This window comes from Pseudomonas sp. E1MeOHC2, assembly GCF_058745025.1.
Genome location: NZ_CP196675.1, coordinates 3,596,770 through 3,610,598, shown reverse-complemented (window position 1 = coordinate 3,610,598; position 13,829 = coordinate 3,596,770). Strand labels below are relative to the sequence as shown.

Below are 13,829 nucleotides of genomic sequence, written 5' to 3'. Positions count from 1 at the left end.
GCGCAAGGCCTGGACGCCCGCTAGAGGTAGGTTACTTCGAGGGTCGAAGCGCCATCGATGTGGATATCGTCCGCCAGAGAGAGAGCGGCCAAACCATTTACACGCATGTCGATTTGCAGATCTGCACTCAAATGGCGAATGGCAGTAGGCACTTCAGCGCCTACCGCAAAGCCATGAAATCGGCCCTCACTACCGTTATAGATGTGGGAAAACGAAGTGTTGCTATCAGGCTGCCAGGTGGCGCCACTGTCCGAGGTAACCAGTCGCCGTACTGAGCTGCTGCCATCGGCGATATAGCTGTTGGCTAGGGTTTGTATGAAGTACGTACCGATCCGTTGCCCATCGTTTAGCCCCAGGCCGAAGGCACGGGGGTCGCCTTCGGTCCAGCTCGCACTGCCAGCACGGTTGTCGATAGCACGCAAGGCGAACCGGGTAGGCGCATCACAGTTCACGTTCAATTGCTGAGTCGGCGACCTGAACTGCGTTTGACGTAACTGGGCAAGCTGGTCGGGCGTAATGACGCCGAAATCAAAAACTCCACCCCCACTCAATGACGGCGTGCAGGCCCCCGGTTTGATAACCCCGGTGACGATGATGTCGGTCGTGGTCGCAAGCGCAACGCTACTTGAACTCAAGGCCGCCGTAAGGACAATCCACTGTTTGATGCTCATGGTTGATTTCTGCTCTCTATGTTTAGGTAAGCCCGCAAGGGCGGAGCAGAACTTAGCGGCTCACCGGCCACAATCTCAGAGAGAAATCCATCCATGTTCCCCAAGCACTGCCCTGGCGAAGTGAATGCGTCGACTCAGCACTCTTCATTGAAGGTTTTGCTTTAAACTATCGCCCCTTTGCCAGCCTTGCCCGCTTCCGGAGTTCCCCATGACGGCCCCTGCCGAGCTCTCGCCTACCCTTCAACTGGCCTGCGACCTGATCCGTCGCCCCTCGGTCACCCCCGTCGATGCCGACTGCCAGGCGCAGATGATGAACCGCCTGGGCGCCGTAGGTTTCCAGCTCGAACCCATGCGCATCGAGGACGTCGACAACTTCTGGGCCACCCATGGCCACCAGGACGGTCCGGTGCTGTGCTTCGCCGGCCACACCGACGTAGTGCCGACCGGCCCGGTGCAGCAGTGGCAACACGAGCCGTTTGAAGCACTGATCGATGCCGATGGCATGCTTTGCGGCCGTGGCGCTGCCGACATGAAAGGCAGCCTGGCGTCGATGGTGGTGGCCAGCGAGCGCTTCGTACGTGATTACCCTGATCACCGTGGCAAGGTCGCGTTCCTGATCACCAGCGACGAAGAAGGCCCGGCCCACCATGGCACCAAGGCTGTGGTAGAGCGCCTGAAAGCGCGCAACGAGCGCCTGGACTGGTGCATCGTCGGCGAGCCATCGAGCACTACTCTGCTCGGCGATGTGGTCAAGAACGGCCGCCGTGGCTCGCTGGGCGCCAAGCTGACCGTGCGTGGCAAGCAAGGCCATGTGGCCTACCCGCACCTGGCGCGCAACCCGATCCACCTGGCCGCCCCTGCTCTGGCAGAGCTGGCAGCCGAGCACTGGGACGAAGGCAACGCGTTCTTCCCACCGACCAGCTTCCAGATCTCCAACCTCAATTCCGGCACTGGCGCCACCAATGTGGTGCCCGGCGAGCTGACCGCGCTATTCAACTTCCGCTTCTCCACCGAGTCGACCGTCGAAGGCTTGCAGCAGCGGGTGGCGGCGATCCTCGACAAGCACCAGCTTGACTGGAGCGTTGACTGGGCGCTGTCCGGCTTGCCCTTCCTCACCGAGCCGGGCGAGTTGCTCGATGCCGTGGCGGCCAGCATCAAGGCGGTCACCGACCGTGATACACAGCCGTCCACCAGCGGCGGTACCTCGGACGGCCGTTTCATCGCCACCATGGGCACCCAGGTGGTTGAGCTCGGCCCGGTCAACGCCACCATTCACCAGGTCGATGAGCGGATCCTGGCCAGTGACCTCGACCTGCTGACCGAGATCTACTACCAGACCCTGGTCCGGTTGCTCGCCTGATGCTTGCCTGCCCTCTCTGCCAGGCAGCCCTGTCGCGGCTCGACAACGGCGTGGTGTGCCCTGCCGGCCACCGCTTCGACCGCGCCCGCCAGGGTTACCTGAACCTGCTGCCAGTGCAGCACAAGAACAGCCGTGACCCCGGTGACAATCAGGCCATGGTCGAGGCCCGACGCGACTTCCTCGACGCCGGCCACTACGCCCCGGTGGCCCGTCGCCTGGCCGAGCTGGCCGCCGAGCGCCAGCCTGGCGCCTGGCTGGACATCGGCTGCGGTGAAGGTTATTACACCGCGCAGCTCGCCCACGCCCTGCCCGACGCCGACGGCTACGCCCTGGACATCTCGCGCGAAGCGGTCAAACGCGCGTGTCGGCGTGATTCGTCGGTGACCTGGATGGTCGCCAGCATGGCCCGCGTCCCCCTGGCAGACGCCAGCTGCCAGTTCATCGCCAGCGTGTTCAGCCCGCTGGACTGGGACGAAGCCAAACGGCTGCTCAGCCCCGGCGGTGGCCTGATGCGGGTCGGCCCGACCAGCGGCCACCTGATGGAGCTGCGCGAAGTGCTCTACGATGAAGTGCGTCCGTACGCCGACGACAAGCACCTTGCCCTGGTGCCGGAAGGCATGGCCCATGCGCACAGCGAAACCCTCGAGTTCCGCCTGAGCCTGGTTGCGCCCAAGGCACGTGCCGACCTGCTGGCCATGACCCCACACGGCTGGCGCGCCAGCGCCGAAAAACGGGCACAGGTGATCGACCAGCCCGAGCCGTTCGAGGTCACGGTTTCCATGCGTTATGACTATTTCGTGCGCCAAGACTGAGTACACCCGGAGCCCTTATGCGCCAACCTGATATCGAGATTTACCTGAAGGACGCCGACGTCGACCACAAGCAGATTGCCGAGTGGCTCACCCAGGCCGTCGGCCCTTGCAGCGAATGGCAGCAGAAAGGCCAGACCTTCAAGTGCAAGGCCGGTAACATTCCAGTCACCTGGTTACCCAAGGCTGTAGGGAAATGGAACAGCCTTTATTTGGAAAGCGACCAGACGCCCTGGGCTGATGACGTTGCCTGCGCCCGCGCCGCCCATGCCGCACTTGGCGTCGAAGTACGCTGCGCACCGGGTGGCTGGGTCGAGGAAGACGGTGAAGAAGATGCCGATCGCTGGATCCGCATCAGCGCCGACGGTGAAGAGGAAATCACCTGGCGCACCAGCTGAACGGGCTGGAAAGATCGCATCAGGCTGCAAGTGACACGGACTTGCAGCTTGAGGCTTACCACATGAGGCTCAGAGCCCTACTACGTCCTCGGCTTGCAGGCCTTTCTGGCCCTGCACGCAGGCGTACTCGACCTGCTGCCCTTCGACCAGGGTACGATGCCCCTCACCGCGGATCGCCCGATAGTGGACGAACACATCCGCACCACCTTCGCGCTGAATGAAGCCATAGCCCTTGGCATCGTTGAACCACTTTACATTCCCAGTCTCACGAGACGACATCTGAACTACTCCGGATTTTTATTGTGAAGATCGCCTTGTAGGCACGCAGTCATCACCACGTGCCGACGCCGCTTGCCGAAATATCCTGCAAGTGGCAGGCCGAGTATATGACACAGATTAAAAAAAATTGATGACGCTCCCGCTTTTTGCCGGTTTTTGCTGAACTTACGCACATACAGCAGACTAAATGGCTGGATACTCACCTGAAAATCATTCCCAGGGCACACACCTCATGACCCGTTCCCCCCTGCGCCGCCTGATCTTCGGCGCCCTGCGTCGCCTGTTGTACCTGTGGGTGCGCTCCGAGACCATCAACCAGTCGTCGCTGACGCTCAAGCTCGACCGCAGCCGCCCAGTGTTCTATGCCCTGCCCTCGCCCTCGTTGACCGACCTGGCGGTACTCGACCGCGAATGCACCAAAGCAGGGCTGCCACGCCCCGTGCTGCCGGTCGCCGTGGGCACCCTGCACGAGCCGGCCGGGTTCTTCTACCTGACACCCGACCCCGATTGGCTAGGCCGTCAGGACAAAAGCGGTGCCCCACCCACCCTAGAACGCCTGGTCGCGGCCGTGACCCAGCATGCCGAGGAAGATGCGCAGATCATCCCGGTGAGCGTGTTCTGGGGCCAGAGCCCGGCCAGTGAGTCCAGCCCGTGGAAGTTGCTGTTCGCCGACAGCTGGGCAGTCACCGGGCGCCTGCGCCGGCTACTGACCGTGCTGATTCTGGGGCGCAAGACCCGGGTACAGTTCTCCGCACCCATCCACCTGCGTGAACTCGTGCAGCACAACAAAGGCCATGAGCGCACCGTGCGCATGGCCCAGCGCCTGATGCGCGTGCACTTCCGTAACCTCAAGACGGCAGTGATCGGCCCGGACATCTCGCACCGACGCAACCTGGTCAAGGGCCTGGTGCATGCGCCACAAGTGCGCCAAGCCATCAGCGACGAGGCCGAGCGCGAGGGCATCCCGCTGGCCAAGGCCGAGGCCCAAGCGCTGCGCTATGGCAATGAAATCGCCTCGGACTACACCTACACCGCGATCCGCTTCCTCGAAGTGGTACTGAGCTGGTTCTGGAACAAGATCTACGACGGCATCAAGGTCAACCACATCGAGCAGGTGCAAGGCATCGCCCCTGGCCACGAAGTGATCTACGTACCCTGCCACCGTAGCCATATCGATTACTTGCTGCTGTCGTACCTGCTGTTCCGCAATGGCCTCACCCCTCCACACGTGGCTGCCGGCATCAACCTCAACATGCCGGTGGTCGGCAGCCTGCTACGCCGGGGCGGGGCCTTTTTCATGCGCCGCACCTTCAAGGGCAACCCGCTCTATACCGCCGTGTTCAACGAATACCTGCACACGTTGTTCAGCAAAGGGTTCCCGGTGGAGTACTTCGTCGAAGGCGGCCGCTCGCGTACCGGGCGCATGCTGCAACCGCGCACCGGCATGCTGGCGATCACCTTGCGCAGCTTCTTGCGCTCATCACGCACGCCTATCGTCTTCGTGCCGGTGTACATCGGCTATGAGCGCGTACTCGAAGGCCGCACCTACCTGGGCGAATTGCGCGGCGCGAGCAAGAAGAAGGAATCGATCTTCGACATCTTCAAGGTCTTCAGTGCGCTCAAACAGCGGTTCGGCCAGGTCTACGTCAACTTCGGCGAGCCCATCCGCCTGGCCGGTTTCCTCGACGAACAGCAACCCGGCTGGCGTGAGCAAGAGCACGGCCCACAGTTCCGCCCGGCCTGGCTGAACGAAACCACCACACGTCTGGGCGAAACCGTGGCCCGTCGCCTCAATGAGGCCGCGGCGATCAACCCGGTCAACCTGGTGGCCCTGGCACTGCTGTCCACCAGCCGCCACGCCCTCGACGAACGCGCTCTGAGCCGCGTACTGGACCTGTACCTGGCGCTGTTGCGCAAGGTGCCCTACTCGCCCCATACCACCTTGCCGGAAGGTGACGGCCTGGCGCTGATCGAGCATGTGAAAGGCATGAAGCTGCTGGCCGAACAGAAGGACGCCCTGGGCCGCATCCTTTATCTGGATGAAGCCGATGCAGTGCTGATGACCTATTACCGCAACAACGTCTTGCACATCTTCGCCCTGCCAGCCCTGCTGGCCAGCTTCTTCCTCAGCAGCTCACGCATGAGCCGCGAACTGCTGGGCCAGTATGTCAAGGCGCTGTACCCGTACTTGCAGACCGAGCTGTTCCTGCGCTGGACACCAGAACAGCTGGACGAGGTGATCGACCAGTGGCTCGCGGCACTGGTCGAACAAGGCTTGTTGCGCCAGGAAAACGATATGTACCTGCGCCCGGCTCCCAGCTCGCGCCCGTTCGTGTTGCTGACCTTGCTGGCCCGCAACATCACCCAGACCTTGCAGCGGTTCTACATGGCCACCTCGCTGCTGCTCAACAGCGGCCAGCACACCTTGAGTGCCGAAGAACTGGAAGACCTCTGCGTGATGATGGCCCAGCGCCTGTCGATTCTGCATGGCCTGAATGCCCCGGAATTCTTCGACAAGGCCCTGTTCCGCCACTTCATCCAGACGTTGATCGAGCAAGGTGTGCTGCAAGCGGACGCGCAGGGCAAGCTGGGCTACCACGACAAACTTGCCGAGCTGGCCGAAGGCGTGGCCAAACGCGTGCTGTCGGCGGAACTGCGCCTGTCGATCCGCCAGGTGGCCTTGCACCGCGACGACTCCCTGGAAACTTCCACGCTCTGAGGCTTCATCTGCCGCGCAAATCCGCTAAAGTCCCTGGGGTTGGCCACAAGCCAGCGCCAAGGACTACGGAGAATCCATGAAAAAGCTCTTTATGCTGTGTTGTGCATCCCTGCTCGCAGCCTGCTCCAGCCACACCCCGTCGACCCAGGCTAGCCTGGATGGCGAAGTCTTCTACCTGCAGCGCATCGCCCTGCCCCCTGCCGCCACCCTGAGCGTGAGCTTGCAGGACGTGTCGCTGATGGACGCACCGGCAGTGACCCTGGCCAGCCAGGCCGGCCCGATCAAAGGCAACGTGCCGCTGCCGTTCCACCTCACCTACGACCCAGCCCAGGTCAAGCCCGGCCACCGCTATGCGGTCAGCGCGCGTATCGAGCTGGACGGCAAACTGCTGTTCATCAACACCGAACACCACGGCGTGAAGCTCGACGGCAGCGACCCGCAGCCCGTGCGGATCAAAGTCGATCCGGTTCGCTGACACCCGTACATTTCTGTTCACAAGGAACGCTTCATGATCCGCTCCTCCCTGCGCTTCACCACCCTCTGCGCCGGCCTGCTGCTGTCGGCCAGCGCCCTGGCCCTGTCGCTGGGCGACCTGACCCAGAAGGACGCCACCGGTGGCCTGAAAGACGCCCTGACCCAAGGCGCGCAAATTGCCGTCAAGCAACTGAGCACCCCTGGCGGCTTCAACAACAACCCGGATGTGCGCATCGAACTGCCGGGCAACCTCGGCAAGGCCGCCAAGGCCATGAAGATGTTCGGCAAGGGTGATCAGGTCGACGCGCTGGAAACCAGCATGAACAAAGCCGCTGAGGCTGCCGTGCCACAAGCACAGGCAATCCTGGTCGATGCCGTCAAGAAGATGAGCGTGACCGATGCCAAGGGCATCCTCAGCGGTGGCGACGACTCGGCCACCCAGTACCTGAACAAGAGCAGCCGCGAACAGATCCGCGCCAAGTTCCTGCCCATCGTCAAGCAAGCCACCGACAAGGTGGGCCTGGCCCAGCAGTACAACAGCTTTGCCGGGCAGGCGGTGGCATTGGGCGTGGTCGACGCCAAAAGCGCCAGCATCGAAAACTACGTGACCGAGAAGGCGCTGGACGGCCTGTTCGAGATGATTGGCAAGCAGGAGCAGAGCATTCGCCAGAACCCGGCCGAGGCGGCTACCAGCTTGGCCAAGAAGGTATTTGGCGTGCTGTGATGGCCAAGGGGCTGCTTTGCAGCCCATTCGCGGGACAAGCCCACAGATATCCCACTGTTCCTGAGAGCAGTGGGATATCTGTGGGAGCGGGCTTGTCCCGCGAATGGAGGGCAACGCCCTCCCCTGCGATCTTCAGTCTTTCCTGACCCTGAACCACGCCGCATACAACGCCGGCAAGAACAGCAGGGTCAACGCGGTCGCCACAATCAACCCGCCCATGATCGCCACCGCCATCGGCCCGTAGAACACACTGCGCGACAGCGGAATCATCGCCAGCACTGCCGCCAGCGCGGTCAGCACGATCGGGCGGAAACGCCGCACCGTGGCCTCGATGATCGCCTGCCAACGCTCCATCCCCGCCGCGATGTCCTGTTCGATCTGGTCCACCAGAATCACCGAGTTGCGCATGATCATCCCCGCCAGGGCAATGGTGCCGAGCATGGCGACGAAGCCGAACGGCTGGCGGAACACCAGCAGGAACAAGGTCACGCCAATCAAGCCCAGGGGCGCGGTCAGGAACACCATCACCGTGCGCGAGAAGCTGCGCAGCTGGATCATCAGCAAACTCAACACCACCACGATGAACAGCGGCATGCCGGCGTTCACCGATTTCTGCCCGCGCTCGGAGTCCTCCACCGTGCCGCCCACCTCAAGCAGGTAGCCATCCGGCAGTTTGGCCTTGATGGCCTGCAGCGTCGGTTCGATCTGGCGTACCAGCGTCGCGGGCTGCTCCTTGTCATAGATGTCGGCGCGCACGGTCACGGTTGGCAAGCGGTTGCGATGCCAGATGATGCCTTCCTCGAAGCCGTACTCCAGCGTCGCCACCTGTGACAGCGCCACGCTCTGACCATTGTCGGTGGGCAACGCCAGGCTGCCGAGGTTAGCCAGCTCGCTGCGTTCCTTGTGGGTGCCACGCAGCAGGATCTCGATCAATTCGTTGTCTTCGCGGTACTGGCTGACCGTGGTGCCGGTCAGCGAGCTCTGCAGGAAGGTCGACAACTGCGTGGTGCTCACCCCGAGGGCGCGCGCACGGTCCTGGTCGATTTCCAGGAACACCGCCTTGCTTGGCTCTTCCCAATCCAGGTGCACGTTCACCACATGCGGGTTTTCACGCACCTTGTCCGCCACTTCGCGGGCCAGGGCACGGGCTACCTCGATGTGCTCGCCGGTCACCCTGAACTGCACTGGGTAGCCCACCGGTGGGCCGTTCTCCAAGCGCGTGACACGGCCCCGCAAGTCGGGGAACTGCTGGTCCATGGTGTTGATCAGCCAACTGCGCAGGCGCTCACGGTCTTCCATCGACTTGGCCAGTACGACGAACTGGGCAAAGCTGGCGGCCGGCAGTTGCTGGTCCAGAGGCAGGTAGAAGCGCGGGGAACCGGTACCGACGTAGGCCACGTAATTGTCGATGCCCTCCTGCTGCTTGAGCAGGGCCTCAAGTTGCTTGACCCGTTCGGCGGTGTTGGCCAGCGATGCACCTTCGGCCAGTTTCAGGTCGACCATCAGCTCTGGGCGCCCGGAGGCCGGGAAGAACTGTTGCGGCACGAAACGGAACAGCAGAATGCTGCCGACAAACGCCGCGATGGTCAGCAGGATGACCGTCTTGCGTCGCCGTACGCACCACTCCACCACACGCCGCACGCGCTGGTAAAACGGCGTGGCATAGGGGTCTGGCGCGTGCCCGTCACTGCCATGGCGCGCTGCATGCAGCTTGGCCAGGTCCGGCAGCAGCCGCTCGCCCAGGTACGGCACGAACACCACCGCGGCAACCCATGAGGTCAGCAGCGCGATGGTCACCACTTGGAAGATCGAGCGGGTGTACTCGCCCGTACTGGAGGCCGCCGTGGCGATAGGCAGGAAGCCCGCCGCCGTGATCAGGGTGCCGGTGAGCATCGGGAAGGCCGTGCTGCTCCAGGCATAGCTCGCGGCCTTGAACCGGTCGTAGCCTTGCTCCATCTTGATCGCCATCATTTCCACGGCAATGATCGCGTCGTCCACCAGCAAGCCCAGCGCCAGTACCAGGGCACCGAGCGAGATCTTGTGCAAACCGATGCCGAAGTAGTGCATGGCGGCAAAGGTCATGGCCAATACCAGCGGGATGGCCAACGCCACGACCAACCCGGTGCGCAGGCCCAGGGAGAAGAAGCTCACCAGCAGCACGATGATCAACGCCTCGACCAGCACCTGGACGAACTCGCCAACGCCAGCCTTGACCGCCGCAGGCTGGTCCGAGACCTTGCGCAGTTCCATACCGGCCGGCAGGTTGTGCGCCAGGCGCTCGAACTCGCCCTCCAAGGCCTTACCCAGCACCAGGATATCGCCGCCGTCCTTCATCGAGACCGCCAGGCCGATGGCGTCCTCACCCATGAAGCGCATGCGCGGTGCGGGTGGGTCGTTGAAGCCCCGGTGCACCTCGGCCACGTCACCAATACGGAAGGTGCGATCGCCTACCCGAATCGGGAACTGGCGGATCTGCTCGACACTGTCGAAGCGCCCGCTCACCCGCAGTTGCAGGCGCTCGCTAGGCGTCTCGAAGAAGCCGGCGGTGCTCACCGCGTTCTGCTCTTGCAGCGCCTGCTGGACGGCCTCCAGTGGCACGCCAAGGGTCGCCAGCTTGAGGTTGGACAGCTCGATCCAGATTTTCTCGTCCTGCAGCCCAACCAGCTCGACCTTGCCGACGTCCTTGACCCGTTGCAGCTGGATCTGGATGCGGTCGGCGTAGTCCTTGAGCACCGCATAGTCGAAGCCCGCGCCGGTCAGCGCATAGATATTGCCGAACGTAGTGCCGAATTCGTCATTGAAGAACGGGCCCTGGATTTCCGGTGGCAGCGTGTGGCGGATGTCCGCGACTTTCTTGCGAATCTGATACCACAGCTCGGGGATATCCTTGGAATGTAGCGAATCGCGGGCCATGAAGGTCACCTGCGACTCGCCTGGGCGGGAGAACGAGACGATCTTCTCGTACTCGCCGGTTTCCATCAGCTTCTTCTCGATGCGTTCGGTGACCTGGCGCGACACTTCCTCGGCCGTGGCGCCGGGCCATACGGTGCGAACGACCATGGCCTTGAAGGTAAACGGCGGGTCCTCGCTCTGGCCCAGCTTGGTGTAGGACATGGCGCCAATGGCAGCCAGCAGGATCATCAGGAACAGTACGATCTGGCGATTGCGCAGCGCCCAGGCGGAAAGGTTGAAACCCATCGGGACTTACTCCTTGGCCGTCAGGTTCACTACACGGTTGGTGCGGTCCACGGGGCGCACCGCCTGCCCCTCGCGCAGCACATGGCCACCGGCGGCGACCACCCAGTCGCCGGGTTTCAAGCCTTCGAGCACTGGGACGCTGTCGGTGCCATAAGGCCCCAGGCGTACCACCGTGCGCTCCAGGCGGCTGTCCTGGTTGACCCGCCAGACATAGGCCTGGCCGTTTTCTGCAGTGACCGCAGACAGCGGCACAGCCAGGGGGATCAGCCCCTCATGGGCGATGAAAATGCGTGCGCTCTGGCCGAGTTCGGCCGGCGCCTTGGCCGAGGTGAACGCGATGCGCGCTGCGAAGGTGCGCGAACGTGGGTCGGCAGCGGGCGAGAGTTCACGGATGCGCCCGTCGAAGCGCTCGCCAGGGTGCGACCACAGCTCCACGCTGACGGCCTGGCCCACGGCGAAACGGGCGAATTGCTGCTCCGGCAGGCCGATGACCACCTCACGCTCGCCATCTGCGGCCAGGGTGAACACGGTTTGCCCGGTGGCGACGACCTGGCCGACTTCGACCTGGCGCTTGGCGATCACCCCAGCCTGCGGTGCACGCAGCACCGCGTACTCGGCCTGGTTGCCGGCCACATCGAACTCGGCCTTGGCTTGCTTCAGGCGGGCCATGCCGGCGCGGTAAAGGTTCTCGGCATTATCGTACTGGGAGTGGCTGACCATCTGCCGGTCCAGCAGCTTCTGGTAGCGATCACGCTCGGCGCGCACCAGCGAAAGATTGGCTTCGGCGGCGGCCAGTTGGGCGCGATTGGCTTCCAGTTGCAAGCGCACATCCTGTGGGTCCAGCTCGGCCAGCGGCTGCCCGGCCTTGACCCGCTGCCCTTCTTCGACCAGGCGCTTGCTGACCTTGCCAGCAATGCGGAAGGCCAGCTCCGGCTCGAAGCGCGCACGCACTTCGCCGGGGTAACTGTCGGCTGCCGCTTCGGCCGGCTGCGGCTGAATCACCAGTGCCGGGCGCGGCGCGGCAGGGGCTGCGGCTTCCTGGCCGCACGCCGCCAGGAACACGGCGAGGGCAGCAGGCAGAGCGATGGACAAGGCATGGCGCAACATGATGAATCCTTTCGCGAAGAGCACGTCGAATATTTATACTGGCGGGTATATTAAATCAGGGATTCGGTGCCGGGAAGGGTGTGCGGTGGTTTTTCCAGGGTAGGGTTTGAGGCTTGTTGCGCCTGTGAGATCGAGCGCCGCCCGCGCGGCGCATCGCGAGCAAGTCGGGGCGCCGAACCGTCGCGCCTACATTTGTTTCGGGCCAATTCTTCCTGGGGCATGGGCGCGCGGTCCCTTGGCACCCGCCTCAATATCGCGTCGGGCCAACAAGGCGGTCGCGCGCCGCCTTCACAGGCGTAACTGGCCCGAAACAAATGTAGAGACTCTGTGGGAGCGGGCTTGGCCCGCGAACACCGGCGAAGCCGGTGCCATGCACCGCGTGGCCTCATTCGCGGGGCAAGTCGGACCGCCGCATCGCCGCTCCCACAATGACCACTGCTCTCTGCGTAACAGTGCAACCCAGGGTACTGTTTGCTCAGGCCGGTTCGCTGATGCTGGCCTGTTCGGCCAGGCGGCTCAGGTCGCGATAACCGGCAGCCGGGTGACTGGCAGGCAGGCGCGGGCCATCGCCAAACAGTTTTTCGCGCAGCGTACCCGGGCGGTATTCGGTCTTGTAGGCGCCTCGCTGCTGCAGCTCGGGCACCAGCAGGTCGACCACGTCGCGGAAGGTCTCGTGGGCCAGGGCATACGCCAGGTTGAACCCATCGACGTCGGTTTCCTCGACCCAGGCTTGCAACGCGTCGGCGACCGTTTGCGCACTGCCGACGATCAACGGGCCGAAGCCACCGATGCCCACCCAGTCGGCCAGCTCCTGCACCGTCCACTGCTTGTTCGGGTCGGCGGTGGAGAACGTTTCAACCGCCGACTGGATGGCGTTGGTATGGATATGCTTGAGCACCTGGTCGGGCTGGTACTGGCTGAAGTCGATGCCGGTCCAGCCGGAGATCAGTGCCAGCGCGCCTTCGTAACTGGTGTACGACTTGAGCTCCTGCCACTTGGCCTGCGCCTTGGCATCGGTTTCGTCTACGATTACCGTCTGCAAGTTGAAGATCAGCACCTTGCGCGGGTCGCGCCCCGCCTCAGCCGCGCGACGGCGGATGTCGGCCACGGTCTTTTTCAAGGTCACCTTGGAAGGCGCGGCGACAAACACGCATTCGGCATGACCGGCGGCAAAACCCTTGCCACGGCTCGATGCGCCGGCCTGGTAGAGCACCGGTGTACGCTGGGGCGATGGCTCGCAGAGGTGGATACCAGGGACCTGAAAATGCTTGCCGTGGTGGCGGATCTCGTGGACTTTGCGCGGATCGCTGAACACACCGCGCTCACGGTCGCGCAGCACGGCGTCGTCCTCCCAGCTGCCTTCAAACAGCTTGTACAGCACTTGCAGGTATTCGTCGGCGTAGTCGTAGCGCGCATCGTGGTCGCTCAGTGCCTTCTGCCCCAGGTTGCGGGCGCCGCTGTCGAGGTAGGAGGTGACGATGTTCCAACCGATGCGGCCCTTGGTGAGGTGGTCCAACGTCGAAAGACGGCGAGCGAAGGGGTAAGGGTGCTCGAAAGTCAGCGAGGCGGTCAGGCCAAACCCGAGGTGCTCGGTAACCAGCGCCATTGGCGTGATCAGCGCCAGCGGATCGTTGACCGGTACCTGGGCGGCCTGGCGAATGGCCGCGTCGCCATTGCCGCCAAGCACATCGTAGATGCCGATGACATCGGCAATGAAGATACCGTCGAACTTGCCGCGCTCCAGCAGCTTTGCAAGGTCGGTCCAGTAGTCCAGGTCCTTGTACTCCCACGCACGGTCCTTGGGGTGTCGCCAAAGGCCGGGGGACTGGTGGCCGACACAGTTCATCTCGAAGGCGTTGAAACGGATTTCGCGTGGCATGGTCACTCCTGTTCGATAGGCTTGGCACCTGTCCGGCGCCCTTGAGGGGCTATCAACACAATTCATGCCAATAAAATATTTGTTTAATTTCAATGATTTAGGCCGAACATAAGCGGATCGTGTGGCCGTATGACGACATCACTGCTGATCAACTGTCCAGTGACAGACAGCACGTATTGCATGGAGGCTTTCGCCCCAACGCGTCCGACCC

General features: G+C 63.2%; 11 protein-coding genes. 6 read left to right on the top strand and 5 right to left on the bottom strand.

Annotated elements, in window-relative coordinates; translation table 11 throughout:
- Positions 1 to 20: 20 nt before the first annotated feature.
- The gene (locus ACSSU5_RS16330; RefSeq protein WP_264310000.1) at positions 21 to 671 is read right to left on the bottom strand and encodes a DUF1120 domain-containing protein; all 651 of its coding nucleotides are present in this window, start codon (positions 669 to 671) and stop codon (positions 21 to 23) included.
- A gap of 208 nt (positions 672 to 879) precedes the next feature.
- Here ACSSU5_RS16330 and dapE point away from each other — a divergent pair, with 208 nt between their 5' ends.
- The 3 genes from dapE to ACSSU5_RS16315 are packed head-to-tail and all read left to right on the top strand — an operon-like array spanning position 880 to position 3,238.
- Positions 880 to 2,031 carry a succinyl-diaminopimelate desuccinylase gene (gene dapE, locus ACSSU5_RS16325; protein ID WP_264310001.1) on the top strand — a complete coding sequence of 384 codons (1,152 nt, stop codon included), beginning with the start codon at positions 880 to 882 and terminating at the stop codon, positions 2,029 to 2,031.
- Positions 2,031 to 2,843: a putative RNA methyltransferase gene (locus tag ACSSU5_RS16320; RefSeq protein WP_492559291.1), complete on the top strand. Its 813-nt coding sequence runs from the start codon at positions 2,031 to 2,033 to the stop codon at positions 2,841 to 2,843. The genes dapE and ACSSU5_RS16320 overlap by 1 nt, the downstream gene beginning before the upstream one ends.
- Before the next feature lie 17 nt (positions 2,844 to 2,860).
- Positions 2,861 to 3,238, top strand: coding sequence for a hypothetical protein (locus ACSSU5_RS16315; RefSeq protein ID WP_264310003.1), 378 nt, complete (start codon positions 2,861 to 2,863; stop codon positions 3,236 to 3,238).
- A 69-nt stretch (positions 3,239 to 3,307) separates the two neighbouring features.
- Here the strand turns inward: ACSSU5_RS16315 and ACSSU5_RS16310 are convergent, their stop codons facing one another.
- Complete coding sequence (locus ACSSU5_RS16310; RefSeq protein WP_027595776.1) at positions 3,308 to 3,517, bottom strand: cold-shock protein; 210 nt, start codon at positions 3,515 to 3,517, stop codon at positions 3,308 to 3,310.
- Between the two features lie 232 nt (positions 3,518 to 3,749).
- On the opposite strand from ACSSU5_RS16310, the gene plsB reads away from it, so the two are divergent.
- The 3 genes from plsB to ACSSU5_RS16295 all read left to right on the top strand — a co-directional run bounded on the left by plsB (position 3,750) and on the right by ACSSU5_RS16295 (position 7,434).
- Positions 3,750 to 6,236, top strand: coding sequence for a glycerol-3-phosphate 1-O-acyltransferase PlsB (gene plsB, locus ACSSU5_RS16305; protein ID WP_264310004.1), 2,487 nt, complete (start codon positions 3,750 to 3,752; stop codon positions 6,234 to 6,236).
- A gap of 76 nt (positions 6,237 to 6,312) precedes the next feature.
- Positions 6,313 to 6,711: a YbaY family lipoprotein gene (locus tag ACSSU5_RS16300; RefSeq protein WP_492559290.1), complete on the top strand. Its 399-nt coding sequence runs from the start codon at positions 6,313 to 6,315 to the stop codon at positions 6,709 to 6,711.
- Positions 6,712 to 6,744: 33 nt separating this feature from the next.
- Positions 6,745 to 7,434 (top strand): DUF4197 domain-containing protein, encoded by a 690-nt coding sequence (locus ACSSU5_RS16295; RefSeq protein ID WP_264310006.1) that lies wholly within the window; start codon positions 6,745 to 6,747, stop codon positions 7,432 to 7,434.
- 132 nt (positions 7,435 to 7,566) lie between these two features.
- Here ACSSU5_RS16295 and ACSSU5_RS16290 read toward each other — a convergent pair whose 3' ends face one another.
- The 3 genes from ACSSU5_RS16290 to ACSSU5_RS16280 all read right to left on the bottom strand — a co-directional run bounded on the left by ACSSU5_RS16290 (position 7,567) and on the right by ACSSU5_RS16280 (position 13,618).
- Positions 7,567 to 10,632 (bottom strand): efflux RND transporter permease subunit, encoded by a 3,066-nt coding sequence (locus ACSSU5_RS16290; RefSeq protein ID WP_264310007.1) that lies wholly within the window; start codon positions 10,630 to 10,632, stop codon positions 7,567 to 7,569.
- A gap of 6 nt (positions 10,633 to 10,638) precedes the next feature.
- On the bottom strand, positions 10,639 to 11,739 hold the full coding sequence (locus ACSSU5_RS16285; RefSeq protein ID WP_264310008.1) for an efflux RND transporter periplasmic adaptor subunit: 1,101 nt from the start codon (positions 11,737 to 11,739) through the stop codon (positions 10,639 to 10,641).
- A 475-nt stretch (positions 11,740 to 12,214) separates the two neighbouring features.
- Positions 12,215 to 13,618: an LLM class flavin-dependent oxidoreductase gene (locus ACSSU5_RS16280; RefSeq protein WP_264310009.1), complete on the bottom strand. Its 1,404-nt coding sequence runs from the start codon at positions 13,616 to 13,618 to the stop codon at positions 12,215 to 12,217.
- Between the last annotated feature and the right edge of the window lie 211 nt (positions 13,619 to 13,829).

What these genes read in the sequence shown, in the direction of transcription:
- ACSSU5_RS16285 (WP_264310008.1), bottom strand. Translation starts at nt 11,739, where the DNA reads ATGTTGCGCCATGCCTTGTCCATCGCTCTGCCTGCTGCCCTCGCCGTG.
- ACSSU5_RS16290 (WP_264310007.1), bottom strand. Translation starts at nt 10,632, where the DNA reads ATGGGTTTCAACCTTTCCGCCTGGGCGCTGCGCAATCGCCAGATCGTA.
- ACSSU5_RS16315 (WP_264310003.1), top strand. Translation starts at nt 2,861, where the DNA reads ATGCGCCAACCTGATATCGAGATTTACCTGAAGGACGCCGACGTCGAC.
- ACSSU5_RS16295 (WP_264310006.1), top strand. Translation starts at nt 6,745, where the DNA reads ATGATCCGCTCCTCCCTGCGCTTCACCACCCTCTGCGCCGGCCTGCTG.
- ACSSU5_RS16300 (WP_492559290.1), top strand. Translation starts at nt 6,313, where the DNA reads ATGAAAAAGCTCTTTATGCTGTGTTGTGCATCCCTGCTCGCAGCCTGC.
- ACSSU5_RS16320 (WP_492559291.1), top strand. Translation starts at nt 2,031, where the DNA reads ATGCTTGCCTGCCCTCTCTGCCAGGCAGCCCTGTCGCGGCTCGACAAC.
- ACSSU5_RS16330 (WP_264310000.1), bottom strand. Translation starts at nt 671, where the DNA reads ATGAGCATCAAACAGTGGATTGTCCTTACGGCGGCCTTGAGTTCAAGT.
- dapE (WP_264310001.1), top strand. Translation starts at nt 880, where the DNA reads ATGACGGCCCCTGCCGAGCTCTCGCCTACCCTTCAACTGGCCTGCGAC.
- ACSSU5_RS16280 (WP_264310009.1), bottom strand. Translation starts at nt 13,618, where the DNA reads ATGCCACGCGAAATCCGTTTCAACGCCTTCGAGATGAACTGTGTCGGC.
- ACSSU5_RS16310 (WP_027595776.1), bottom strand. Translation starts at nt 3,517, where the DNA reads ATGTCGTCTCGTGAGACTGGGAATGTAAAGTGGTTCAACGATGCCAAG.
- plsB (WP_264310004.1), top strand. Translation starts at nt 3,750, where the DNA reads ATGACCCGTTCCCCCCTGCGCCGCCTGATCTTCGGCGCCCTGCGTCGC.